Raw genomic sequence first — 25,987 nt, forward strand, 5'->3', positions numbered from 1 at the left:
GTGCAGGAGGGGGAGGCGGGACTTCCCGTATTTCCTGTTGCTCTCCGTTTCGGGGTTTTGCTGGCTGGGCCGGTTGCGGGGGATGTGCTTGTTGTGCAGGTTGCGGGCTCCTGGCGCTATGGGGCGCCGGTACCGGATGCGGGTCCGGGGCCGGAGGGGGCGGGGGAAGCTCCGGAAAGGGTTCGGTATCCGCCCGTTGTTTGTCGCTCATTTTGGCATAGATCTGTTTCATCAGGGACACTTCATCCCCGATAATATGGATGTCGTCCCCCCGGAGCATTTCGTTGTATTTACGGGCGAGCCGTTCGTACTCCCGCATTTCGGCCCGGGTGGCCCCTTGCTGAATACTGCGCGGTTCGCCGGAAAGGGCAGAGACGCCCGGCAACTCCGCAGGGACGTCACCCCGCAATTCCGGGAAGGCGGTGTCGGGCGGGGGAATTTCCAGGATGTCCCCGGCAGGCAGGTATTCGGTTTTCCGGTCGCTGAAGCTGAAGAACAACAGGGCGCTGAGCGGTAGCAGGACCAGGCAGGTGAGCCATTTACGGCTGTGTGAAGTGGAATTTTTCATGACGATGATTCGTTTTTTGATGGATGAATAATGAAAGGCATGGGTGCATGCCGGCTGATTCGATGATTGGGTGATGACCAGCAACAGGCGCTGGTAATCTTTTCGGGAATGCCCGGAGCGGAGGACTTCCCGGTCTGCCAGGAACTCGTGGTTCAGGCGTACGGCGCGGCGGTAAAGCCAGATGACCGGATGGAACCAGAAGACCAGGCAGGCCAGCTCCATAAACAACAGGTCCAGGCTGTGCCGCTGGCGGATATGCGCTGCCTCATGGGCCAGTATCCCTTCCGGGATTTCCCCGCGCTCATAGGCGGGGCCAAACAGGAAAAGGTACCGGAAAAAGGTGTGTGGCGGTTCGTTACGGCTCAGGAGGACTTTGGTGTGGTCCGGGCCTGAAAGTCTTGGGTTCTTGCGGGTTTTTCGCACCAGGCGGATGAGGTTACGGACAAACGCCACGCCGAATAGGGACCCGCCAAGGAGGTAACCCATCCAGCCGATTGCAGGCGCGGTTGCCTCCCACGCGCCAGGCCCCGAAAGATTTTCTGTTCCCCCGGCATCTGCCACCCAGTTAACGAATGTAGGCGAGAGCAGGGCAACGGTCCGGACCATGGGAATGACCGGGATCACCAGGCCTGCCACCAGGCTGGCCAGGAGGTAATAGCGTTTGAAGCTGTGATTGGTCTGCCGTTCCAGCACAAAATGGTAGAACAGGTAAAACACCAGGAGGCAGGCCGTACTTTTCAGCAGGTAGGTGACCATGGCTACTTCTTTTTGATTTCTTCCTCAATGAGGGATTTCAGCTCCTCGAGCTGTTCCCGGCTCAGGTCGGCCTCCCGGGTAAAGAACGAGGCAAACTGGGCGGTACTGTCGTTGAAAAAATTGGCGATGAGCTTGTTAAAGTGGCCGGCAAAGTAGGCTTTCTTGCTCACCGTTGGGTAATACTCCCGGGAGCGGCCATGGGTCCTGTATGCCACATATCCTTTTTCCGCCATCCGCTTAAGTAGGGTGGCCACCGTTGTGGGGGCCGGTTTGGGATCCGGATAGGCATCTACCAGGTCTTTCAGGAAGGCCTGCTTTTGTTCCCAGAGCAGGTTCATCAGGGCTTCTTCGGTACGGGACAGTTTCATGGCAGATAATTTTGTTCTACAAACATAGAACAATAATTTTAATTCTACAAATGTAGTTTATGTTTTTCCCGGGCCGCCCCTGCCGGAACAAATAATATTGAAAGGATAAAAATTCTCGTAGCTGTTTACCCGTGCGGTTCCCATCCCCGGGCAGTATCCTGCCTTGGGGGATACCGTTCTAACCCCGCGACATTTCCGTAAAGTACCGGTAGAAATACGGGATGGTTTCGATGCCTTTCAGGTAATTCCAGATTCCGAAGTGTTCGTTGGGGGAGTGGATGGCATCGCTATCCAGGCCAAATCCCATCAGGATGATCTTGCTTTCCAGTTCCTGCTCAAACAGGGTGACTATGGGGATACTTCCGCCACCGCGTTGGGGAACCGGTGTTTTCCCAAACGTTTCCTCGTAAGCTTTGCTGGCGGCCTGGTAACCAATATGATCGATGGGTGTCACATACGCCTGCCCGCCGTGATGGGGCTTGACGGATACCCGGACCCCGGGGGGGGCGATTTTCTCAAAATGCGCGGTGAATACATCCATGATTTCCCGCCAGTCCTGGTTGGGGACTAAACGCATGGAGATCTTTGCATATGCCTTGGAGGGAATGACCGTCTTGGCGCCTTCCCCGGTATACCCGCCCCAAATCCCATTGACGTCCAGGGTGGGCCGGATGGCGTTGCGTTCGTTGGTTACGTACCCGGCTTCCCCGTGCACCGCATCGATGTCCAGGGCTTTTTTATACGCCTCCAGGTCAAAGGGCGCCTCGGCCATCAGCTCGCGTTCCTCCCGGCTGAGTTCCACAACCTTGTCGTAGAACCCCGGGATGGTGATCCGGTTGTTTTCATCGTGGAGGGAGGCGATCATTTTTGCCAGTACATTGATCGGGTTGGCTACCGCCCCGCCGTAGAGGCCGGAATGCAGGTCCCGGTTGGGCCCCGTCACTTCCACTTCAACATAGGACAGCCCCCTCAGACCGGTGGTAATGGATGGGATGTCCCGGGCAATCATCCCCGTATCCGAAATCAGGATGATGTCGTTGGAGAGCCTATCCCGGTTGGCCTTCAGGAACTCCTCGAGGCTTACGCTCCCCACTTCTTCTTCCCCTTCGACCATAAACTTGACGTTGCAGGGGAGCTTATTTTCCCGGATCATGTACTCCAGAGCCTTCACGTGCATGTAAAACTGGCCTTTGTCGTCAGAGGCCCCGCGGGCGTAAATGGCACCTTCCGGATGGAGTTCCGTCTCGCGGATCACCGGTTCAAAGGGAGGCGAGTCCCACAGGTCTACCGGGTCCGGCGGTTGAACGTCGTAGTGGCCGTATACCAGTACCGTGGGCAACTCCGGGTCCAGGATTTTCTCCCCGTAAACGATGGGATATCCCTCGGTATCGCAGACCTCCACGTTGTCACATCCGGCATGTATCAATGCCTGGGCTACGGCACCTGCAGTTTCCAGGACATCCTGGGAAAATGCCGGGTCGGCGCTGATGGAGGGGAGTCGGAGTAGTTGGAGGAGTTCCTGCACAAAGCGTTCCTTGTGCGCGGCTATATACGAACCTGGTGAGGGCATGGGTTACAATTTGTCTAAAACCAAACTTACGAAAAAGAAGTTTCTTAAATGCTTGCGGAAAATGACCGTCATACCGGACTTTTTCGTATTTTTCTAAGGCCTTCCCCCTGAGTAACCTGCTTTTATAACCGACCATCATGCGCAAACCACTGCATTCGGCCCGCACCATCTCCTGGATGTGCCTGGCCGTCCTATCTCTTTTTTGTAGCCATTCCCTTACCGCCCAGGAACAGATCGGGCGGCCCATGATCAACAATTACAACTACCAGGACTATCAGGGGGCCCCGATTAACTGGTGGGCCCTCGAGGACGACCAGGGCAATATGTATTTTGCCAACCAATTCCAGCTCCTGCAATACGACGGGGTAAATTGGAAAGGTATTGAAACGGAATCCGGCTGTCGCAGTCTGGCCAAGGGCGAAGACGGTACTATTTATGTGGGCGGCACTGGTTCCCTGGGTTATATCAGCGCTACCGAAAATGGTACCTACGAGTATGTTTCCATGGTGAAACAGCTCCCGGAAGAGCATCAGGCCTTCGAAGATGTTTGGTTTGTGGATTCTTTCAAGGGCCGGATTTATTTCTGGACAGAATACAAGGTATTTATTTGGGATGGCACCCGGATGAAGGTTCTGGTGTCTGAGCACAGGCTGCACGTGAGTGCGATTGTGGATGACACCTACTACATTCGCATTTGGGACGTCGGACTCTCCGTGTTGAATGACCAGGACGAATTTGAATTGCTACCCAACGGGGAAAAGTTTGCCGGGGAGCGCATCTATTCCATTCTCAAATACGACGATGAGCGCATCCTCCTCGGGACGCGGACCCAGGGGTTTTTTCTGTATGACGGGAAGGATTTTACGCCGTTTAAAACAGAGATTGACGACATCATGGATGGGGAAATCTATTTGCCCGGCCTGGCCCTGGACGACGGCCGTTTCGTCATCAACTCCAACAATGTCGGTGCCTATCTCCTTAGTCACGAGGGTGAGCTTCTCCAAAAATACACATCGGAAACCGGACTCCAGGAGGGAAGTGTACTAAACCTGTACCTGGATTCCCGGGGGGTACTCTGGCTTCCGCTCTTCAATGGGATCTCCAACGTGAACCTGAACAGTAGTTTTACCACCCTGGATTCCAATATGGGGATCAATACCACGGTTTTTGAGGTTGTCCGGCATCAGGGTGTCCTGTACATGAGCAGCAACGGGGGAATCTTATACCTTGACGAATCGGACATGACGGTCCGCCCCATTGAGGGGACCTACGGGCAGGGGGGCAATTTTTTAACATTTCGGGACCGCTTGTATGTCGCAACCAATGGGATGGGGCTTATTGAAATCATCGGAACGAAGTTCAGGGACGTTCGACGCGATCAGAATTACGATTTCAGGGCTCAGTATTTATGGCAAAGTACTTTTGACCCCAACCGCATTTTTGTAACCTATAATACGGGATTGAAAACTTTTTTCTACAATGAAACCACCCGGCAACTTGAAGAGGAATCTACCACCACCAAATTCATAGCGGGAACGGGGAATATCATCGAGGAGCCGGATGGTTCCCTCTGGCTGGATACGACTTCCGACGGGGAAGTGCTGAAGGTCATCCCGGATATATCAAACGGGGCAATGAACCTGGACAACTCTGAATTGATTTACTATGGACCGGAGCAGGGCCTGCCGGATTCCGGCCTGGGGCTCTACGAAATCTTCGACGAAAAAGTGATTTTCTCCGGGGAGGTTGAAGCAACCTTTGGGTACAATGCATCCACGGACCGTTTCGAGGAGAAGGAATTCTTTTTTGAGGAGTATATCGATTGGGACCGGCCGGGTTCGCAGGGTTTCACCAGTGAAGATGGAAAACACTGGTTTAATAGCGGGGCGGGCATCATGATTGCCGAAAAAAAGGCGGATGGGAAAATTTCGGTAAACACCGATACATTCCGGGAACTCAAGAATAATCGCATTTTTACAATTTACCCCGAAGAACCCGATGCCGAAGGCAACTGGGTAGTCTGGTTTTCCGGGCCTGGCGGCGTGATCCGCTACCAGGGACAATTGGATAAGCCGAGCATCCCTGAATTCCAGGTAAACGTCCGGAGCATCACAATGTCAGGGGATTCCCTGCTATACGCCGGCAATATCGCCTACCCCGGGGACCTGGAGATCGACTATGAAAACAATTCGATGACCTTCGGGTATGCCGCGCCCCTGTTTATCGGACAAAAGGATATGAAATACAGTACCTGGCTGACGGGCCTGGACGACGACTGGTCCGACTGGACGGCCCAGACCAGTCGGGAATATATCAACCTGCCCCCGGGCAGTTATACTTTCAAAGTGCGGGCGCAAAACGTATACGGGGATATTTCCGAAGAAGCCTCCGTTCCCTTTAGCATCGACTACCCCTGGTACCGTTCCTGGTGGGCCTATGCGCTCTACCTGATCGGGTTCCTGGCAATTATCTGGATGGCGGTCAAGGCCCGTACCGGCATCCTGCTAAACCAGCAGAAAGTGCTGGAAGACCGGGTGGAGGAGCGCACCCGGGAAGTGCAGCAACGCCTCAATGAACTGGCCACTGTAAATTCGGTTTCCCAGGCCCTGAACGACAAGCTGGAACTCAACGCGCTCATCCAGTTGGTCGGGAAAAAGATGAAGGACGTGTTCAATTCGGACATCACCTACCTGGCCATCCTGGACGAGGAGACCAACGTAATCAATTTTGTATACCAGGACGGGGACGAGATGCCGCCCATGCAACTCGGGGAAGGCCTCACCTCCCGGATCATCCAGAGCGGGGAGCCGTTGCTGATCAACCGGGATACGGATATCATGGCGGAATACAACAAACACGGGATCAAACAGACCGGGAAACAGGCCATCTCCTACCTGGGGGTGCCGATCCCGGTAGAGGACAAGATCATCGGGGTATTGAGCGTGCAGAGCACCAAGCAGGCGAGCCGCTTTACCCAGGAGGACAAAAAATTGCTAACCACCATCGCCATCAACGTGGGCGTGGCCCTGCACAATGCGGACCTGTATGAACAGGCCAGGGAAGCCAAGGCCCGGGCGGAAGATGCCAACGAGGCCAAAAGCGCCTTCCTCTCCACCGTGAGCCACGAGCTGCGGACGCCCCTGACATCGGTCCTGGGCTTTGCAAAGATCATCCGCAAGCGGTTGACCGAGAAAATCTTCCCGGCCGTTACGGTAGACGACCAGAAGATCAAGCGTACCATGAAACAGGTGAGCGAAAACCTCGATGTGGTGGTTTCCGAAGGGGAGCGCCTGACTACGCTGATCAACGACGTACTGGATTTGGCCAAGATCGAATCCGGGCGGATGGACTGGAACATGAAACCCATCTTCCTCCAGGACGTGATCGGCCGGGCTGTATCTGCCACTTCCTCCCTCTTTGAGGAGAAGAAACTGCAACTTAAAAAGAACGTGCCGGACGACCTGCCGCTTATCAACGGGGATGAGGACAAACTCATACAGGTAGTGATCAACCTGCTTTCGAACGCCGTAAAATTCACCAAAAAAGGCTCGGTGACCATCGATGCCTACCGGGAGGAGAACCAGCTGATCGTCGAGGTCCAGGACACAGGGATCGGCATAGCGGAAGAGGACAAGCACAAGATATTCGAACGATTCCGCCAGGCGGGAGACACCCTCACCGACAAGCCCCAGGGCACCGGTCTGGGCCTGCCCATCTGCCGGGAAATCATCGAACACCACGGCGGGATCATCTGGATGAAGAGCGAACCCGGCGTGGGCAGCACCTTCTTTTTCTCCATCCCGATGATGGGGGAGGGCAGCGACCAGCCCATCCAGCTGGAGCGGATCCTCAAGAGCCTCAAGAAGCAAATCAAGCACTCCTCCCAGGTGAAGTCCCAGGAATCCGCCACCATCCTGGTGGTAGACGACGATACCCCGATCCGTTCACTGCTCCGGCAGGAGCTTTCCGATGCGGGGTACCAGGTTAAGGAAGCCGCCAACGGCAAGGCCGCCCTGGACATGGTGCGAATCAGCAAGCCCGACCTGATTATCCTGGATGTGATGATGCCCGAGATCAACGGGTTCGACGTAGCTGCCGTGCTCAAAAACGACCCGGCAACCATGGATATTCCGATTATCATCCTGTCTATTGTCCAGGACAAGGAGCGCGGGCTGCGAATTGGAGTGGACCGCTACCTGACCAAACCCATCGATACGGAGAAGCTGTTCCACGAGGTGGATGAACTCCTGGAACAGGGGGTGTCCCATAAACGGGTCCTGGTGGTTGACGAGGACACTTCTACCGTCAAATCCCTGAGCGATATGCTTTCGGCCCGGGGGTATAAGGTGATGGAAGCCAATCCGGACAGCCTCATGGACATGGCATTCGAAGTCAAGCCGGACATCATCATGCTGAAATCCATCCGGAACGGGGACGAAAAAAGCCTGAAAGAACTGAAACTGAAAGCGGGGATGGAAAACGTGATGTTTTTCGTGTACCAGTAACCCCGGAATTAAAAACCCACTGCGCATATGAATAAAAAATTATTGATTGTCGACGACGAAGCCCATATACGGATGCTGATTGAACAAACCCTGGAAGACCTGGAGGACGAAGGTGTCCAGCTGCTGTTTGCGGACAACGGAGAGGCTGCCCTCAGCATTATCCAGAAGGAGAAACCCGACCTGGTCTTCCTGGATGTGATGATGCCGAAGATGAACGGGATGGAGGTCTGCCAGCGCGTCAAAAAAGAACTAAAGCTCACCGATACCTATATCATTTTACTCACGGCCAAGGGCCAGGAAGTAGACCGGCAAAAAGGCCTGGATATGGGTGCGGACAAGTACATGACCAAACCATTCGACCCGGACGAGATGTTTGAGATTGCTGAGGAAATCCTGATGAAATAAACCGCAGCGCACCATGAAACTCTCCACCTCCCAAAAGGCGCTTCGCCAGGTCCTCAAACGGGACGCCACCATCCGGAACCTCCTGGAGGGGCTCTGTGAGAAACTCGGTGTTACCTTCTGCTTTGAGGATCCGCAGGGACAGGTGCTTTGGGGAAAGCGGGACGATGCCTCCCGGGCGATTCCCATGGAGAACGACGGGGAACCTCTCGGGACCTTCTATTCCGCGGATGAGAATGCACAGCCGGTTATGGAAACCCTGAAAGTCCTTTTTCTCAAAGAATGGGAAAAGAAAAAAATCGGGAAGGAAGTCCTCGGGCTGTATCGGGAGATAAACATGATCTACGGCCTCAGCGAAATGATCTCGGAAAAGATCGATGCGGAATCGATTGCACAAGTTACCCTGCAGGAGGCGGCCCAGATCATCGACACCACCCACGGCCTGTTTTTGATGTATGACCCCGAGCAGGACCGGGTCATTGAAGTGGCGGATTTTGGGGATAACCCGAAAAGGAGCTCCTTTGTCAAGAACCAGGAAGCACTTCTCAAGGAGTTGATCCGTCGGGGGACGTCGGCCATTGTCCCGGGTTCGCGCGTGGCGGCCAATCCGGCCCTGAGCCACCTGAAGGCGGTGATGTACGCCCCGCTCAAGGTCAAGCACCGCACACTCGGCATGGTGATCCTCGGCCATGAGGATGCCGTGGAATACACGGCCGCGGAACTCAAGCTGCTCACCACCATTACGCTGCAGTCGGCCACGGCGATCGAAAGCGCCCACCTGTACCAGAAGGGGCTTGCGGAAGTCAAGGAACGGGAAGAAGCCATCCGAAAAGTCCACGATGCCAGCCAGAAATTCGTCCCCTCGGAGTTCATCAAATCCCTGGGAAAAGTGCGGATTACCGAGGTGGAGCTCGGCGACCTCGTAGAGCGGGAGGTTACGGTCGTATTTGCCGATATCCGCGGTTTTACGACCCTGTCGGAATCCATCAGCCCAAGGGACAACTTTTTGTTCGTCAATGGGTTTAACAACCGGATGGGGCCAATCATCCGCAGAAACGGGGGCTTTATCATGCAATACCTCGGCGACGGGTTTATGGCCCTTTTCCCGGAAGGCGCCCAGGGCGCGCTGAATGCCTCGGTACAGATGCAGGAGCTGTTGCGCGAATACAACGCGGAACGGGCCGCAAAAAAGCGGCTGCCTGTCCAGGTGGGGGTTGGGATGCAGAACGGCAAACTGATTATGGGCATCACCGGCGACAGTGAGCGCCTGGATGCGGCCATCATCTCGGACACGGTAAACACGGCCGCCCGTATTGAGGGGCTTTCAAAGCACTATGGGGCCTCCATCCTGCTCACGGAGGAATGCCGGGAAAACCTCACCGATCCCGGGGCCTTTGATTTTCGCTATCTCGGCCAGGTCCAGCTCAAGGGAAAGAACAAACCCATTGACCTCTATGAATGCATTGACGGGGACGCAGAGGATTTACGGGCCCACAAGATCCAGCACCTGCCGACCTTTGATGAGGCCATGGACCATTATTTCAACCGCGATTTTGCCATGGCCGCTGTCACCTTTCAGAGAATCTTCAAGATGCATGAAAACGACCTGCCGGCTAAACTATTCCTGAATCGTTCCGCCCACCTGATCACCCAGGACCTCGGGGACGATTGGAAGGGCGTGGAAACGATGACTACCAAGTGAGGCAAGGGCTACCCGAGCCAAAGATGCCCTGAAGTTGTCCGGGCAATTCGAAATTTGATTTATATTTGCAGACCTTTTGCCCTTTGGGCAGGGAATTGCAGGCGTGGTGGAATTGGTAGACACGCTAGATTTAGGATCTAGTGCCGCAAGGTGTGTGAGTTCGAGTCTCTCCGCCTGCACACGGGAGATGCCGGCTTCTTCGGGGGCCGGCTTTTTTATTTTGGATTCACCTGGGTTCATCAGGAATCCGGACATATGAATACTGTACTGCTAATATTAGCCCTCAATTTAGCCGGAACGTGATAGCCCGGGACTACCCAAATAGGCACCTACCTTAATTCCCGGCTTTCGGGTAAATACATATATGCATCCTGGTCGTGCAGAAAACCGGTTGGGGTCCTGCCGGTGATCAGCTTAAAATCCTTTGTAAAATGTGCCTGATCAAAATACCCGCAGTGGTAGGCCACATTTGTAAGATTTAAATCACTGCGAGATTGCATGGCGTTCATCACTTTACCAATTCTCAGGAGCCTGAGGTATTTCTTTGGTGAGATGCCCATTACTTCCTTGAATTTTCGTTCGAGTTGACGCTGACTGATATTGAGTTCAGCACTCACATCCTTCAGATCGCCGGTGGCCGATTGACGCAATATCTGGGTCGCTTTGGTAAAATAATTCGAAGTTTCCGGCTGCTTCGATAAAAGGGCAAAGAGGTGTTTTTCAGTTATTGCAATCCTCTCAGCAGTGGTGTCCAGCTCCCGAAGCCGGTGACAGAGATCCCGGAATCCGGGGTCCAGGATTTGTTCTATATCGGCGTAGGATTCCAAAATATCCGGGCCTCCTAGCTTAAGGATTATGGAAAGAGCTTCCGGCTTGAAGCGAATGGCAAATACCGTGACGCTCTGGCTGAAATGAACCTGGTAAGGTTGGCAAAACATCCCGATCAACATATAGTCCGGGGTGGCGGTAAGGCCCCGCGACCCAGGCAGGCGGCAATATGTTTCCTCCAGGTGGACAATCAATTCCAGACATCCGTTGGGGATTACGGTAAGGCTGCTTTCGGGTAAGGCCTGGCTATTCATTTCACCAGTAAAATAGCAGGCAATATACGGGGCCAACTGATTGGCAGGCTGGAATTCCTGGATAGTGTGCATAATGGATGGGATTCCTGTAATTTATTAATCCTGAAAAGCCAAGACAAGCTTTGATGGGCGTTTTTGTCCTTTCAGGCAATATTTTCCCAGACTTCCCGCAGTACCTGGTCTAAATCGAGTAAGGTCTGTCTGCAATCTCCGTTAAACGAAGAACCATGCATGGTCGCCAGTGTCGTTGGCCGCAGGTCTGCCAGCTGGTTGAGGATGGAGCCGGTCCGTTTTGTGTAAGGGGTATAGCCCATTAGCGGACCATTTTCAAATTCGAGCAAGGATTGACTATGGAGGTCCAGGATGTCTGAATCTGTTAATTCTTTCACGTCCCCGTTCTGATGCAGCAGATCGGAGCAAAGCAGGGTTTTATTGGTTTCTTCAAATAAAACCCCGGCATCCCAGCCGTGTGGCAAATGTGGGGTGCGGATAAACCGATACCGGTACTTGCCTGTTGAAAGAATGGCATCCTGAGCCATAGCGTGGGCCGGCCGGATTGAAAAATCCCCCATGTTTACCAGTGCACCGACTTCACTGCAAACAGGTTGTGCATGGGGGGCAATTTGCAACCACTCATTAAGGGCTCCGCATTCATCGACTTCAAAGTGACTGAAGCCAATCCACTTAATATCGGCCGGGTTGATTAATGAGCTTACTGCCTCTCGTAAAACCGGAAAGAGTTGTTTCATCCCCGCATGATAGAGCATGGGTTGTTCGTCCCGAATAAGAAAATGATTGAATTGCAAATTCATTTCCGGGATATAGATGGAGATGCGGAATACATCCGGGGCAATTTCTGTAATTTTCATAATGCACGGTTGTTAGGAATTCACCCCAAGGTACATATGCATACAGATAATTAATTGTAAAAAACCGACACGACTATCCAAAATGCTACCCGCCTTTTGGTTGACAAGACGAAAAACCTCGAGAAAGGAATAACAATCACATCTGCGAATCCCACTCCTCGGGGATGGGCCCGGGGATGGCTTCCGGGTCATCGCCCACCATCTGCCGGATATCGATTTCAATGCCCCGGGACATGGTGGTGATGGGCACGTCGTTCGGATTCCCTTCGAACGGGTTTTCCGAGACATCGCCAATGCGCTCCATGGAAAGGAATATCCAGGAAATTACCACGCTGAACGGCACGGACAACCAAACAAAGTTCAGGGCAATAAACCGAAATACCGGATTCTGGTCCCCGGTTTCCAGCAGGGACTGGCCAATTTGGTCGAATTCGCTCATCAGGGCAAAGGGTAACAGGAGGATAAACAACCAGACAAAATATAAATTGAGTGTGGCAAATTGCCGGGGGTAGGGGAAGTTTTTGATCCGCTCGGCCTGGCCCTGAAGGGTGAAGAGCTCCGTGAGCATGCCCTGCATTTCCATATGCCGGAAGTCTTCAATCAGCCCTTTTTGCCGTAAATCGGCCAGGTGTTTGGACTGCAGGTTCAGACAGGCAGACTGCTTGTTCTTCAAACTGAGCACATAGCGTTTTTCTTCGTCGGAAAGATACCCCTCCAATTCATCTTCCAGGGAATAGGTGTACTCGCGGATTTCCATACGCTCCATATATTTCTGGTCAATCTTGTTGTATGTAGTGACTTCCCAGGTTTTTTTTACGCGAAGCGCGTGCCGGAGGGAAGTCATCCACGCCACATGGCGCAGGACCATGGCAACCCGTATGGCTTGCAAATCTTTGGGGCTTTTCGGGGTGTCGGCGAATTGGTTGGTGATAAAGTCATTGATCATCGCGGTAAAGGAGCGGGAGGTGTTCACAATGCCGCCCCAGATTTTTCGCGCTTCCCAGAGCCGGCCATAGGAAGCATTGTTTTTAAACCCGATGATAAAGGCAAGGGCCGTACCCACCAGCCCGATGGGAAGCCAGGGGAGGTGCAGCCATTTCCACCCCAGTAAATGGTAGGGCAGGACCGGGATGACGGCAATGATTATAAAAAAGATAATATAGCGCCGGGTCCATCTCAGGAATATCGGCAGTGGATAATTGCGTCTTGTATACATGATTCAGGTTGGATGAGGTCGGTTATCAGTCTTGGGTTGAACGGGTTCGGAGTTTAACGGTTTTTCCCGCCTCCGCGCTCCGGCGCGCCGCATCGAGGATTTCCATGACGATCAGGTTGTTCTCCAGGGAGGAGAGGGCCATCGGGTCGGGATGGATGTTGCCCCGCACGACGGCGGTGAAATACAGGAAGGGGTCGTTCAGGGGGGCGGGCCGCTCTTCCAGGCGGAGGGATTCTTCCCGGAACCCGTCATAGCCCTCCGCTATCCGCACCCGGAAATCGTGGCGGTTATCCGCAAACACCGACCCGGTTAACCCGTGGATCACCAGGTCCTTGCGCCCGATGGGCCAGTTCCAGGAGGCTTCGATAATGCCCGCGGCACCGGGGTATTCCAGGAGCACGATGGCCTCGTCCTCCACTTCCGGGTTGTTTTCCGGCTGCAATTGCCGGGTGATGGCGGTGACGCTTTCGGGCCGCTGCCCGTTCATCAGCCAGGTGATCAGGTTGGCCCCGTAGCAGCCAAAATCGGTCAGGGCGCCCCCTCCGTTGAGCTCCGGGTCTGTCAGCCAGGCGAGGAATTCCGGCGGCACCCCGATTTTCTTCGGTCCCCGGTGCCCGTCCCGGACCCGGATCTTCCGGATGGCCCCGATGGCCGAGTCGCCGACCGCCCTGCGATACGCCTCGTGGTTGCTGGCGTACCAGGTGGTTTCGTAATTGGTCAGGAGATGGATATTGTTTTCCCGGGCCAGGGCCGCCATTTCCCTTGCGTGCTCCAGGTTCACCGCCAGGGGTTTTTCCACCATGACGTGTATGCCGCGGGGCGCGCAGGCCTTTACGATGTCCAGGTGGTCGTAAATCGTGCCGAAGGCGGAAACCGCCTCGGGGTTCTCCGCATCGAGCATGGCCTCGAGGCTCTCGTAGACGCGATCGGTGGGGTAGCCGTACTGCTCGCAATATTTCCGGGCCACTTCCCGGTTGGGCTCGGCGATTCCGGCAATTTCGATATCCCCCCGGGCAGCGCTTGAAAATACCCAGTTCACATGCCCGTGGGTCAGGCTGGCCACCCCCACGCGCATCGGCGCATTCGCGGATAGCGGATTGCGGCTTTCTGCAACTTCCGGCTGGGCCAGGGCATAACCGCTCGCCAAAAGGAAAAGGACGGTGGCCAGTAGTTGCCGGCCGATGTTTCTTTTCGGCAACCGGCCCATAGGCTTCGGAAATCGGGAAATTCGCATGTTGGGTGGTGGTTTGTGTATCTAAATGTAGGGAAATCACCCCAAAGCCAGCCCGATATCCCGTTACGGGGTGGCCGGCCGCCAGCGACACGGAATTTTCGGCGGACCCCCGTTGCTTCCTCCCCGACTTTTCCTATTTTAGTAAAACGTGTCTGAAGTACACGTGGCTATGCAGCCGGGTGACTGAGTTGCCGAATGGCCGGTGGCCCCCCTGCCAAACTGAACAAACAACCATGACCTTTATCCGGGAAGACTTCTTATTGGAATCCCCCCAGGCCCGTACGCTGTATTTTGACTACGCCGCAGACCTGCCGATCATCGACTACCACAACCACCTTTCCCCCCGGCAAATTGCCACGGACCATAATTTCGAAAATAGTACCCAGGCCTGGCTCTCGGGCGACCACTACAAATGGCGCGCCATGCGCACCCTGGGGATCGGGGAGGAATATATCACGGGGGACGCCCCGGACGAGGAGAAGTTTATGAAATGGGCCTGGGCGGTCCCGCAAACCGTACGAAACCCCTTGTACCACTGGACCCACCTGGAGCTCCAGCGATATTTTGGGATTACCGACCTGCTGGACGAGCGAAACGCACGGGACATCTACGAGCAGACATCCCTCCAGCTGCGGCAACCTTCGCATAGTGCCCGGGGTCTGCTGGGCAGGATGCGGGTAGAAGTGGTCTGCACCACGGACGACCCGGTCGATTCCCTGGAGTTTCACCGTCAGGCGCAATCCCTTAAAACCGGCCCGCGACTGCTGCCGGCCTTCCGGCCGGATGCCGCCTATTCCATCGGCGACCCGAAGGCGTACAGCCGCTACCTGGACCGGCTCGAGACGGCCGCCGGGATGAGCATCCGCAATTACGCCGATTTGTTGCAGGCCCTGGACGCGCGCCTGGCGTATTTTCACAAACAGGGTTGCCGGATTGCCGATCACGGTTTGGGACAACTCGCTTTTTTCGCCACCCCCTACTGCGACATCGAGAAACTTTTCCGGGATGTCCAGGCCGGGCGTGTCCCAGAGCCGCAGGAGATGCGTTATTTCGAATTTGCGACCCTGAGCCACCTGTGCCGGCAATACCACAGCCGCGGCTGGGTGCAGCAGTTCCACCTGGGCGCCCTGAGGGATACCAACACGCGTATGCGGGAGACCCTGGGCCCGGATACGGGTTTCGACTCCATCGGGGACTTCCCCCAGGCCCGCGGCCTGGCGGGCTTTCTGGACCACCTGGACCGGTCGGACCAGTTGGCAAAGACCATCCTTTACAACCTGAACCCCTCCTGGAACGAGGTTTTCGCCACCATGGCGGGCAATTTCAACGACGGCAGTATCCGGGGGAAGATCCAGTTCGGTTCCGGCTGGTGGTACAACGACCAGCTCCAGGGGATGGAGCGGCAGCTGGATGCCCTGTCGAACATGGGCCTGCTCAGTTGTTTTGTGGGGATGCTGACGGATTCCCGCAGCCTGCTTTCCTTCCCCAGGCACGAGTATTTCCGCAGGCTGCTTTGCAACCTGCTGGGGGCGGATATCGAACGGGGCCGTTTACCGGACGACACCGACTTTCTGGGAAAAATCGTCCGCGACATCTGCTACTTCAATGCCAAGGCGTATTTTGATTTTTAAAACAAATGCATCCGCCCCAGTGAACCGTAAACGCACATCCCTGAAAACCATTCGAGCCTTCCTGATTGGGGCCGGCCTCTGCCTCGTGTTGGCCGGCTGCCGGCAGGGACCCCCCGGGCGGACCATCCACCTGGCCCACGGCCTGGATGTCACGCACTCCGTCCACCTGGCCATGGTGCGGATGGGGGAGGACCTCGAGCGGCTGTCGGGGGGGCGTCTGCGGATGGAAATCTTCCCGAACCAGCAACTGGGTAGCGAGCGGGAAATCCTGGAACTGCTGCAGATCGGCACCCTGGACATGACCAAGGTATCGGCGGCCACCCTGGAGAACTTTGCGCCCAAAACCCGGATCCTCGGGCTGCCCTACCTGTTTCGCGACCGGGAGGCGGCCTTCGAGATCCTGGACGGCCCAATAGGGCAGGAACTCCTGGACGACGGCCTGGAATTCTGGCTGAAGGGCCTTGGGTTTTACGATGCCGGTTTCCGGAGTTTTTACGCCATGGACCAGCCAATTACCCATCCGGATGACCTGGTGGGCAAAAAAGTCCGGGTGATGGAAAGCGTTACGGCCATCAACATGATCCGCAGCATGGGGGGTGCCCCAACCCCGATTTCCTGGGGGGAACTCTACACGGCCCTGCAGCAGGGGGTGGTAGATGCCGCCGAAAACAACCCCCCGAGTTTCTACCTGGCCAGGCACTACGAGGTCTGTAAGTACTATTCCCTGGATGAGCACACCTTCTCTCCGGACGTACTGATTGCGGGTACCCGGTTCTGGGACCAACTGAACGAGCAGGAAAAGGCCTGGATCCGGGAAGCAGCGGATAACTCCATTGCCTACCAGCGCGAATTGTGGGCCCTGGCAGAGGCGGAAGCCCTCGAAAAGGTCGCGGCGGCCGGGGTTGAAATATCCCGTCCGGACAAACGGCCCTTTGCCGAAGGGTCCCGGGAGGCTTACCGGCTTTACGAGGCCGATACCACCCTGGGCCGGCTCATCCGTCAAATCAAAGAATTTCAGCAATGAAGACCTTTCGCCAACGCCTGGACCGGTTACTCGCCTCCGCCCTGATACTTATCATGACGGCCATGGTGCTGAACGTGCTCTGGCAGGTCTTCAGCCGGTACGTATTGGGAACGCCCAGCTCGTTTACCGATGAGCTTGCCCGCTACCTGATGATCTGGCTCGGGGTGCTCGGCGCCGCCTATGTGGCCGGGAAGAACGGGCACGTAGCCATCGACATCCTCCCCCGCCGGGCGAAACCCGGGACGCAACGCCGGCTGCGGCAGGCGGTGAACTGGATTATCCTGCTCTTTTGTTTTTTCGGGCTGGTTATCGGGGGTGGCCGGCTGGTCTTTGTCACCTATGTCCTGGAACAATACTCCCCGGCCCTCCGCCTGCCGCTGGCATACGTCTACCTGGTGATCCCGCTCAGCGGCCTGATCGTTATCTACTATAAATCCCACGACCTGTTAAGGCACTGAACCATGGAATATATCCCGCTGCTTGTCCTCATCCTGAGTTTTATCTGCCTGCTGGCCATCGGAACGCCCGTGGCCTGGAGCATCGTCGTTTCCGCCACGCTCACGCTCCTGGTGAGTATCCCGATGCTGCCGGCCCTAACGACCGTTTCCCAGCGAATAGCGGCCGGGCTGGACAGTTTTGCGCTGCTGGCCATTCCGTTTTTTGTCCTATCCGGGGAACTCATGAACCGGGGCGGCATTGCCCGCCGGCTGATCGACTTTGCCAAAACCCTGGTGGGGGCCTTGCCAGGGGGGCTGGCACTTATAAATATTATTTCCGCCATGCTCATGGGGGCCATTGCGGGTTCGGCCCTGGCCTCCGCTTCAGCCATGGGAACCATGCTCGGGCCGGAAATGGAAAAGCAGGGGTACGACAGGGAGTTCGGAGCGGCCGTGAATATCACCTCGGCTACCACCGGCCTGGTGATCCCGCCCAGTAATATCCTGATTGTCTATTCCCTGGCCAGCGGGGGCGCATCCATTGCCGCCCTCTTCCTTGCCGGCTATATCCCGGGCATCCTGACGGGTTTTTTCCTGATGGTCGTCGCCTGGGCCTGGGCGCGGAAAAAGGGATACCGGACCGGGGAGCGCAGCAGCGTCGGGCAGGTTTTCCGGACATTCCTGGATGCCGTGCCAAGCCTCTTGCTGCTGGTGGTGGTAATCGGGGGGATTGTGGCCGGGATTTTTACGGCTACCGAAGCCTCCGCCATTGCCGTCCTGTACAGTCTGGTTTTGGGCCTGGTGTATCGGGAAATCACCCTGGACAACCTGCCCCGTATCGCCCTGGACGCCTCGGCAACCACGGCTATTGTCATGCTGCTTATCGGCGCGTCCATGAGCATGTCCTGGGCGCTTTCCTATGAACACATCCCCCAGGAAATCAGCGAAGGGCTGCTAGGCATTACCGACAATAAGGTGGCCATCCTGATCCTGATTAACCTGATCCTCTTGCTGGTGGGCATCTTTATGGATATGACCCCGGCGGTTTTGATATTTACCCCTATCTTTTTACCGGTGGTGACCAAATTGGGGATCGACCCGGTGCATTTCGGAATCATCATGATCCTGAACCTGTGTATCGGGCTGTGCACGCCCCCGGTGGGATCCGTGTTGTTTGTGGGCGTAGGGATTGCCAAAACCAGTATCGAAAAAGTGGTCCGACCCCTGCTGCCGTTGTTTGTGGCCATGATCATCGCCCTGTTCCTGGTGACATATATCCCGGAACTCAGCCTGTGGCTGCCATCGCTTTTTGACCTGTAGGCCGCGCAGGCAGATGTTGCCGGGATAAAAAACGGCCGACCCAAAAGGATTGATCAATTAGAAGAATATAAACAACCAAAATCAATGCAACCAATGAATCGCATCAGAATGACGCATCCGGCAGCCGTGTTATCGGCACTCCTTTTGCTGGCGGCCTGCGCGGGCGGACCCGAAGACGATACCCCCTGGCAGGAACTCTTTAACGGGGAAGATCTCTCCGGCTGGACCCAGCTCGGGGGGGAGGCCGAGTACGCCGTACGGGACGGGGCCATCGTGGGAACCACCGTCCACGACACGCCGAATTCCTTCATGGCCACCGAGCAGCTGTACGAAGACTTCATCCTGGAACTGGAATACCTGGTGGACTCCACGATGAATTCCGGGATACAGGTACGCAGCAACAGCCACGACTATTATATGGACGGGCGGGTCCACGGGTATCAGATTGAAATCGACCCTTCCGACCGGGGCTGGAGCGCAGGGATTTACGATGAGGCGCGCCGCGGCTGGCTCGTCCCGGTTACCGACAACCCGGACGCCCAGGCGGCATTCCGGCAGGGCGACTGGAACCACTACCGGATCGAAGCGATCGGCGATACGCTGAAGACCTGGATTAACGGGGTGCCCGCTGCCCACCTGATAGACGACAAAACCTCAGAAGGCTTTATCGCCCTGCAGGTTCACAGCATCGGGGACGACGCACAGGCCGGGACGGAAATTATCTGGAGGGATATCCGGATTCTGACGGACAGCCTGGCACGTGCTTATTCCCGGGATACGCCCCTGGAACCGGTGGTCACCAAAAACAACCTGACGCAGGCCGAAAAGGAGGATGGCTGGCAGCTCCTCTGGGACGGGGAATCGACGGAAGGTTGGCACGGGGCCCGTCTTAAAGACTTCCCGGATTACGGCTGGGAAATCGAAGACGGGGTGTTGACCGTTCTGGCATCCGGCGGAGGCGAATCCGAGGCAGGGGGCGATATCGTCACCGATTCGCTGTACGGGGATTTTGACCTCCGCGTGGATTTCCGGATTACCGAAGGTGCCAATAGCGGCATCAAATACTATGTGGACACCGAATTGAACAAAGGGGAAGGCTCGGCCATCGGCCTGGAATACCAGATCCTGGACGACGAGCGCCACCCGGATGCCAAACTGGGCAACCACGAGGGTAGCCGGACCATGGCCTCCCTGTACGACCTGATCCGGGCGGACCCCGCCAAGCCCGTCAACCCGATCGGGCAGTGGAATACGGCGCGGATCCTCTCGCGGGACGGGCATGTGGAACACTGGCTCAACGGGGTGAAAGTGCTGGAATACGAGCGAGGCAGCGACGCCTACCGCCAGCTGGTATCGGAAAGCAAATACAAAATCTGGCCGGGCTTCGGGGAAGCCGGGCGCGGGCATATCCTGCTGCAGGACCACGGCAACCGGGTAAGTTTCCGGAACATCAAGATCAAAACACTAAACTGAGAATCCATGGCAACTCGAAGAGATTTTATACGTACAACCTCCGCATCGGCCGCAGCCCTTGGCCTGCATGCATCCCTGTTCCCCCAGGCCGGCCTGTCGGGAATCCTGGGGGCGAATGAAAAAGTGGTGTGCGCCTGTATCGGCATCCGTAGCCGGGGCAAGGCGCATGTGCTGGCCATCAACGCCTACCCGGATGCCATCCTGAAATACAATTGCGATGTGGATGACAGCATCCTGGAGGAACACAACGCCTGGTGCGAGAAACGGCTTGGATCCGTACCCCAGGTGGAAAAGGACTTCCGTCGCATCCTGGACGACCCGGAGGTGGACGCAGTCTTTATCGCCACCCCCGAACACTGGCACGCCCCCATGGCGATCATGGCCCTGCAGGCAGGCAAGCACGTCTATGTGGAAAAACCCTGCAGCCACAACCCGGCGGAAAACGAGATGCTGGTGGCCGCGCAAAAGAAATACGGCAAGGTCGTTCAGATGGGCAACCAGCAACGTTCGGCCAAAACCTCCATCCAGGCAATCGACGATATCCGAAAGGGCGTTATCGGGAATGTCTACAAAGGGGAAGCCTATTATTCGAACAACCGGGGGTCTATCGGAACCGGCAGGGAAATTCCCGTTCCGGATACCCTGGATTGGGAGCTCTGGCAGGGGCCTGCCCCGCGAACGGCCTACCGGGACAACGTACACCCGTACAACTGGCATTGGTTCCGTCGTTGGGGTACGGGGGAGATCCACAACAACGGCACGCACGAAATCGACATTTGCCGCTGGGCACTCGGGGTAGACCTGCCGCAACGGGTCAGCTCGTTCGGCGGAAAATTCACCTATGACGACGACTGGGAGTTCCCGGATAACCAGCAGGCCACTTTTGAGTTTGCGGGGGGTAAATTCATCACCTGGACGGGTCACAGCCGGGGAATGATGAAACCCGAGCGACCCGGCCGTGGGATTACCATTTACGGGGACAAGGGCACCATTGAGCTCAGCCGGAATTACTACAAGCGGTACGACCTGGGCGGGAACCCGGTACAGTTTGAGTTTGAGCCCGAACTCAGCGCCACCACGGACACCCAGGGGATCGGAAGCCTGGATGTGGCCCATGTGGCCAACTTCTTCGACGCCATCCGCAAGGGCGATGTCCTGGCCGCACCCATAGACGATGCGAGTAAATCCACCATGCTGTGCCACCTGGGGAACATGGCCCAGGATGCCGGCCACGACCTGACGGTAGATCCTGCAACCGGGAAGGTGTTCAACAGCGAAAAAGCGATGCAGTCCTGGGGCCGTTCCTACGAGAAAGGCTGGGAATTGAAGGTGTAGTAGCCGGAGCTGTACTGCGGGCTGCCTCCTGCCTCAGGGCGATCCCGGGCAACCCCGGCCGCGAATTCCCTGGCGGTTCCCCGGGGAGCCGGGTTCAGTTGCCTGCCACCGTGTTGCTCAGCGTCCCGATGGGCGGGATGGTAATACGGATTTCGTCTCCGGGCTTCAGCGAGAAGTCATTCGGGGGGACAATTCCCGTACCCGTCATCAAAAAGCACCCATAGGGAAAGGACATTTCGCGGTACAGCCAGGTGGCCAGTTCCTCAAACGACCGCTTAATCTGCGAAATCTCCACCTGCCCCGCAAAGGCCTCCGACCCGTTGCGCAAGATGACAATCCTTATTTCCGTATCCCCGGGGAGGGGGGACTCCGGCAGGTAGAGGCAGGGCCCAAGGGCTGTGGATCCGTCATAGGACTTGGCCTGGGGCAGGTAAAGCGGGTTTTCCCCTTCGATGCTGCGGGAACTCATGTCATTTCCGATGGTGTAGCCGGTAATGGCACCCATCGGGTTCAGGAGCAGCGTGAGTTCGGGCTCCGGGACGTCCCACCCGGAATCCTTGCGGATCCGCACGGCCCCTCCGTCGCCAGTCACGCGATAGGGAGCCGCCTTGAAAAACAATTCGGGCCGGTCTGCCTCGTAGACCCGGTCGTAGAATGAGCCGCCCCCCGCGTCCCGGGATTCCTCCATCCGGGCGCTCCGGCTCCGGTAGTAGGTTACCCCGGATGCCCAGACCTCCTGCCGGCCTATCGGGGGCAAAAGCGTTTGGGGGGATCCGAGCGGATTGTCTGCAGGCGTTGCGCTCCTCAGGAGTTCGGCTGCCTTCTGCCGGGGAGCCGTATGGGAAGCCAGGGCGTCCCAGGCGGCGTCTAACAGAAAAAATGAACCGTTCTCATCGGCAACGGGTCCGGCGGTGGTGTTGTAGATTTTCATATGTGAATAAATATACGCGATATCTGTTTTGTGACGTGCAGGATTGGGCAGGTTGAAAAAAAATACCGGGTTACCCCGGGAAAAGAAAAATTTCTTTGTTCACATTTTCAAAAAACAGTACATTTGCCACCCGATTTAAGTGAAATCGGACCGGGTCCTGAAAAGGACTTACCCGGGATGCAGGTGTGGTGGAATTGGTAGACACGCTAGTTTCAGGTACTAGTGCCGCAAGGCTTGGAGGTTCGAGTCCTCTCACCTGTACAAAAAAGAACCCCTCCGGACAGAGGGGTTTTTTGGTTTCAGGGCTACTTGATCTCGCGTTTGGTGCTTCCCCCGGTCATAGTGCTTTACGTCCTGAGATAATATTGTAAAGGATTACAATCACTGCAATTACGAGCAATACGTGGATCAGGCTGCTGGTCCCCAGTCCGGGGATGATTCCGAGCAGGCCGAGGAGCCATGCGATAATACAGATAACGGCTACGAGCCAGAGAATAGATTTCATAGAGGTTGCTTTTGATGATTACCCTTGTAATGTCGCCTATTTGTTAAACAATCGTGTTCGCATGTGCAAAAAATATGGGCACAAACCATCCGGGCAACGTGCTGGCAACCTGATGATTTATCAGAAAAAACCAAAAAAAAACCCCCGGATGTTACACTGGGGGATGGCCGGAAACGTTTAACGCTCCACAGGTTTCTACAATCAGGGTATTGGTCCGGAGATGTCAGAAAACTCCGAAGGCTGCCAGGATAAGGGAGATGATTACTGCACCGAGTACCAGTACGAGCAGCACCACCATCACGGTCAGGAAGCCGTTCAGGAATCGTGTCCCCACAGATATTTGATCTTCCATAATCATAAAGTGTTTCCAACAAGATACTAAATTACAGGGCAATAGCAGCTTCGGCCCCGGCTGAAATCGACAAACATCCGATAATCCCCGTGGAAGTGTATTTGGGACACGGAGCGGGCCGGCTCCTTCAGATAGTGCGGCCGTAACCGTTGGAAATAAAAAACCCCCGGGAAACCGGGGGTTTTATATGAGCTGGCAACTAGCCCGTCACTCTTTGATGATCTTGACCGACTCGGTAATGACACCGTCGGTAATGATCAGGTAGTAGATTCCGGACGGCGCCTGTTCGAGCGACTGGATGGACACATTGGTCTCATCGCTGCCCTGGGCATCCATGGTACCCGTACCCAGCACCTGGAAGCCGGACGAAATCAGCCGGTATTCCAATGGGTTGTTTTTGGGGATCGGAAACTTCAGGTTTACCTCGCGCCCCTGTACGGGATTCGGGTAGGCGATGGTTTTGGTCAATACTCCGCTCGTTTTCCCGCTGGTGTTGTTGCCCGAGGTTGTGAATGAGAGCGTTTCGCGTGCTATCACGCTGCCGCTTGCGTTCGGGCCTGCATAGAATGTTGCCGTCAGCGTATAACTGCCATTCGGGAAGTCATTTGCGTTGTAATTGCCTCCGTTATCCCCAAAGAGGGCATAGGGGGCCAGATTCTCAGTCTGGGTGCGATTTTGCGCCCCATTCAGGACCATCAAAACGCTTTCCACCCCTGACGCCGTAGTCGTCACCCGGATATTCCGGTCAAAAGGACTGCTGATATTTGTCCCGGAGGTCAGGTTCCGGACCACCTGGTTCGAATTGGCATCGATTAGGGTAAACGTGACATCGTCGTCCGCAGGGGGCGGCGTACTGCCCCCACCTGAAACAATCGAGAACGACAGGCTCAGGGTTTGCCCGGTAGACGGGTTCGCCGTAACAGTATAATTCCCGTTGGGAAAGGACCGGCCAACCGGGTCCACCCCGATATCGCCGAATACATAGTACGGGGCGAGGCCTTCATTCTGAGTGTTGCTGATAGGGCCCGACAGATCAAAGAGGACATTGCCCACGTCTACCGGGTCGGTGTCTGCCCGGATACTCAGGCTGTTGGGCAGGTCGTCCGCATTGAGCTCGATGCCCGGGGTGAGCACGCCAATTTCCGTGTTGTTGGCTGCATTGACCAATACCAGGCGAACCACGCCGCTGTCTCCGGAAGGTGGTGGCGGGGGAGGGTTGTCGCCACCGCCATCGCCATCGCCATTGTCGGTAATTGTAAAGTTGTAGCTCAGCGTGTTGCCGTTCACGGCCTGGGCCGTGATGCTATACGTTCCCGGAGGAAAATTCCGGCCTATCGGGTCCACCCCGATATCCCCGAATAGGTAGTATGGGTCGTCCCCTTCCGTTTTAGACTGATTGATCGGGCCGGACAGGGTGAAATTGATGTTGCCTATGGAGGCCGAACTCGTATTAGCCCGGATACTCAGGTTGGCCGGCAGGTTGGACTTGTCCAGCGTCAGGCCGTTGGTGATGTTGGCAATATTGGCGTTGTTCGCCGTATTTACCAGGGTCAGACTTTCGATGGCGCCGTCTGAAGCAGGCGGGTCTTCGTCGCCGCCATCATCGCCACCTCCACCGGAGGGTGGGGGTGCGCTACCCACGGAAATACTTACTGTGGCATCATCTGTGGCCCCGTCGTTATCGGTAACGAGCGCCCGGATGGTATAATTCCCGCTGGCGAGATTCTGGATCGTATAGGGCGTGTAATTTGCACCGTCCGTGTCCACCAGGTTTCCATTTAGGAAGATCTGGTGTTGGGCAATGCTGCCGTCCGAATCGTTGGCATTCAGCTGAACGGTTACGCTGCTACCTGCTGCGAAACTCTCACCGTTATCGGGGTTGGTGATGTTGACCGTCGGCGCGTTGTTGTCATCTCCGCCTCCATCGGGTGGTGGGGGTGGGGGTGGGTTGCTGCTGCCGTCGCAGATGGTCTGGGCACGGGAGAGGCTTTCAGAAGCCGCCTCCGAATATTGATTCTCTTTATAGACGACCATCCGGTCGATAAAGTGGTTCCGGGACCTTGCGGACAGCTGGATGGTAATTACTCGCGGACTGTTCACCTGAAAATAGACATCATGGGCATCGAAATCGCTGGTCACGGTTCTCCAGTCCCAGCCCAGATTGTTCATATAAATCTTGAACCAGTTATTGGAACTGGCACCTTCCGGCGCAGGTGATTTTCCGGATCCCCGGGGATAAACCCGGCTATTGCCGCGCAGGCCGTAAAAATCATTGACGTTCTGGATCCGCAGCCAGGTATCGTTGTGTTCGGTGCTGCTGTTTCCTTCGCCGACACGACTTCTCCATTTAAACCGGTAGGTTCCGGGATTGTTGATTCTGACGGTATATTGAATGGTACCGGTCCCGGGTGTTTGAAACGATTGGGACCCGGTCCAGGTGATATAGCCATTGCCCGTGGAACCATTGCCGGACTGCTGTCGCCAGGCACCCGTGAGATTCACGTTTTCTGCCTGGATTACGGCGATGCCGTTTTCTTCTTCAAATGTGGCGCCGCTGCATTGGGCCGACATGTTGTACGATAGTAAAATGCCCAAAAAGAGCATTAGGGTAGTTTTCACGCTCATGAAATTGATGTGTTTGTGGGGTTAATAAGAAGGTATAGGATCGCTATGGCGAAACGTTCGTGCATGGTGGGGTTACATGAAT

20 protein-coding genes and 2 tRNA genes are annotated in these 25,987 nt (G+C 55.9%); 11 read left to right on the forward strand and 11 right to left on the reverse strand.

Going from position 1 to position 25,987, the window contains the following annotated elements:
- From AC3DKS_RS05825 to AC3DKS_RS05835, 3 genes are all read right to left on the reverse strand, one after another.
- On the reverse strand, positions 1-1,324 hold a 1,324-nt coding region (locus AC3DKS_RS05825; RefSeq protein ID WP_474732023.1), incomplete at its 3' end, for a M56 family metallopeptidase.
- A 2-nt stretch (positions 1,325-1,326) separates the two neighbouring features.
- The gene (locus tag AC3DKS_RS05830) at positions 1,327-1,692 is read right to left on the reverse strand and encodes a BlaI/MecI/CopY family transcriptional regulator (protein WP_012813729.1); all 366 of its coding nucleotides are present in this window, start codon (positions 1,690-1,692) and stop codon (positions 1,327-1,329) included.
- Between the two features lie 178 nt (positions 1,693-1,870).
- On the reverse strand, positions 1,871-3,262 hold the full coding sequence (locus AC3DKS_RS05835) for a dipeptidase (protein ID WP_012813728.1): 1,392 nt from the start codon (positions 3,260-3,262) through the stop codon (positions 1,871-1,873).
- A 137-nt stretch (positions 3,263-3,399) separates the two neighbouring features.
- Here AC3DKS_RS05835 and AC3DKS_RS05840 point away from each other — a divergent pair, with 137 nt between their 5' ends.
- The 4 genes from AC3DKS_RS05840 (at position 3,400) to AC3DKS_RS05855 (ending at position 10,050) form a co-directional block, all read left to right on the forward strand.
- Entirely contained in the window at positions 3,400-7,767 is a 4,368-nt protein-coding gene (locus AC3DKS_RS05840; RefSeq protein ID WP_012813727.1) for an ATP-binding protein, read from the forward strand.
- Positions 7,768-7,794: 27 nt separating this feature from the next.
- Positions 7,795-8,172 carry a response regulator transcription factor gene (locus AC3DKS_RS05845; protein ID WP_012813726.1) on the forward strand — a complete coding sequence of 126 codons (378 nt, stop codon included), beginning with the start codon at positions 7,795-7,797 and terminating at the stop codon, positions 8,170-8,172.
- A gap of 13 nt (positions 8,173-8,185) precedes the next feature.
- A complete protein-coding gene (locus AC3DKS_RS05850) occupies positions 8,186-9,871 on the forward strand; it encodes an adenylate/guanylate cyclase domain-containing protein (protein ID WP_012813725.1) in 1,686 nt (561 codons plus the stop codon).
- Between the two features lie 97 nt (positions 9,872-9,968).
- Positions 9,969-10,050 (forward strand) — tRNA-Leu (locus tag AC3DKS_RS05855).
- Between the two features lie 150 nt (positions 10,051-10,200).
- On the opposite strand, the gene AC3DKS_RS05860 is transcribed toward AC3DKS_RS05855, so the two are convergent.
- The 4 genes from AC3DKS_RS05860 to AC3DKS_RS05875 form a co-directional block, all read right to left on the reverse strand.
- On the reverse strand, positions 10,201-11,025 hold the full coding sequence (locus AC3DKS_RS05860) for a helix-turn-helix domain-containing protein (RefSeq protein ID WP_012813724.1): 825 nt from the start codon (positions 11,023-11,025) through the stop codon (positions 10,201-10,203).
- A gap of 71 nt (positions 11,026-11,096) precedes the next feature.
- Positions 11,097-11,822: an MBL fold metallo-hydrolase gene (locus tag AC3DKS_RS05865; RefSeq protein ID WP_012813723.1), complete on the reverse strand. Its 726-nt coding sequence runs from the start codon at positions 11,820-11,822 to the stop codon at positions 11,097-11,099.
- Positions 11,823-11,958: 136 nt separating this feature from the next.
- The gene (locus tag AC3DKS_RS05870; RefSeq protein ID WP_272607633.1) at positions 11,959-13,038 is read right to left on the reverse strand and encodes a bestrophin family protein; all 1,080 of its coding nucleotides are present in this window, start codon (positions 13,036-13,038) and stop codon (positions 11,959-11,961) included.
- A gap of 25 nt (positions 13,039-13,063) precedes the next feature.
- Positions 13,064-14,272 carry a Gfo/Idh/MocA family protein gene (locus tag AC3DKS_RS05875; RefSeq protein ID WP_272607632.1) on the reverse strand — a complete coding sequence of 403 codons (1,209 nt, stop codon included), beginning with the start codon at positions 14,270-14,272 and terminating at the stop codon, positions 13,064-13,066.
- A 233-nt stretch (positions 14,273-14,505) separates the two neighbouring features.
- Here AC3DKS_RS05875 and uxaC point away from each other — a divergent pair, with 233 nt between their 5' ends.
- The 6 genes from uxaC (at position 14,506) to AC3DKS_RS05905 (ending at position 21,492) form a co-directional block, all read left to right on the forward strand.
- Positions 14,506-15,903: a glucuronate isomerase gene (uxaC, locus tag AC3DKS_RS05880; protein ID WP_272607631.1), complete on the forward strand. Its 1,398-nt coding sequence runs from the start codon at positions 14,506-14,508 to the stop codon at positions 15,901-15,903.
- Positions 15,904-15,922: 19 nt separating this feature from the next.
- The gene (locus AC3DKS_RS05885) at positions 15,923-16,927 is read left to right on the forward strand and encodes a TRAP transporter substrate-binding protein (protein WP_012813719.1); all 1,005 of its coding nucleotides are present in this window, start codon (positions 15,923-15,925) and stop codon (positions 16,925-16,927) included.
- Positions 16,924-17,385 (forward strand): TRAP transporter small permease, encoded by a 462-nt coding sequence (locus tag AC3DKS_RS05890; protein WP_272607630.1) that lies wholly within the window; start codon positions 16,924-16,926, stop codon positions 17,383-17,385. The genes AC3DKS_RS05885 and AC3DKS_RS05890 overlap by 4 nt, the downstream gene beginning before the upstream one ends.
- 3 nt (positions 17,386-17,388) lie before the next feature.
- Positions 17,389-18,684 (forward strand): TRAP transporter large permease, encoded by a 1,296-nt coding sequence (locus tag AC3DKS_RS05895; RefSeq protein ID WP_012813717.1) that lies wholly within the window; start codon positions 17,389-17,391, stop codon positions 18,682-18,684.
- 93 nt (positions 18,685-18,777) lie between these two features.
- Positions 18,778-20,157: a 3-keto-disaccharide hydrolase gene (locus AC3DKS_RS05900; RefSeq protein WP_272607629.1), complete on the forward strand. Its 1,380-nt coding sequence runs from the start codon at positions 18,778-18,780 to the stop codon at positions 20,155-20,157.
- A gap of 6 nt (positions 20,158-20,163) precedes the next feature.
- Positions 20,164-21,492: a Gfo/Idh/MocA family protein gene (locus tag AC3DKS_RS05905; RefSeq protein ID WP_272607628.1), complete on the forward strand. Its 1,329-nt coding sequence runs from the start codon at positions 20,164-20,166 to the stop codon at positions 21,490-21,492.
- A gap of 94 nt (positions 21,493-21,586) precedes the next feature.
- On the opposite strand, the gene AC3DKS_RS05910 is transcribed toward AC3DKS_RS05905, so the two are convergent.
- Entirely contained in the window at positions 21,587-22,423 is an 837-nt protein-coding gene (locus tag AC3DKS_RS05910; RefSeq protein WP_272607627.1) for a fumarylacetoacetate hydrolase family protein, read from the reverse strand.
- A gap of 179 nt (positions 22,424-22,602) precedes the next feature.
- On the opposite strand from AC3DKS_RS05910, the gene AC3DKS_RS05915 reads away from it, so the two are divergent.
- Positions 22,603-22,684, forward strand: a tRNA-Leu gene (locus tag AC3DKS_RS05915).
- A gap of 76 nt (positions 22,685-22,760) precedes the next feature.
- Here AC3DKS_RS05915 and AC3DKS_RS05920 read toward each other — a convergent pair.
- From AC3DKS_RS05920 to AC3DKS_RS05930, 3 genes are all read right to left on the reverse strand, one after another.
- A complete protein-coding gene (locus AC3DKS_RS05920; RefSeq protein WP_012813712.1) occupies positions 22,761-22,928 on the reverse strand; it encodes a lmo0937 family membrane protein in 168 nt (55 codons plus the stop codon).
- Between the two features lie 223 nt (positions 22,929-23,151).
- Positions 23,152-23,280, reverse strand: coding sequence for a hypothetical protein (locus AC3DKS_RS05925; protein ID WP_262500402.1), 129 nt, complete (start codon positions 23,278-23,280; stop codon positions 23,152-23,154).
- Positions 23,281-23,487: 207 nt separating this feature from the next.
- Entirely contained in the window at positions 23,488-25,899 is a 2,412-nt protein-coding gene (locus AC3DKS_RS05930; protein WP_272607626.1) for an Ig-like domain-containing protein, read from the reverse strand.
- Positions 25,900-25,987: the final 88 nt, after the last annotated feature.

This window comes from Robiginitalea sp. (genome assembly GCF_982776155.1).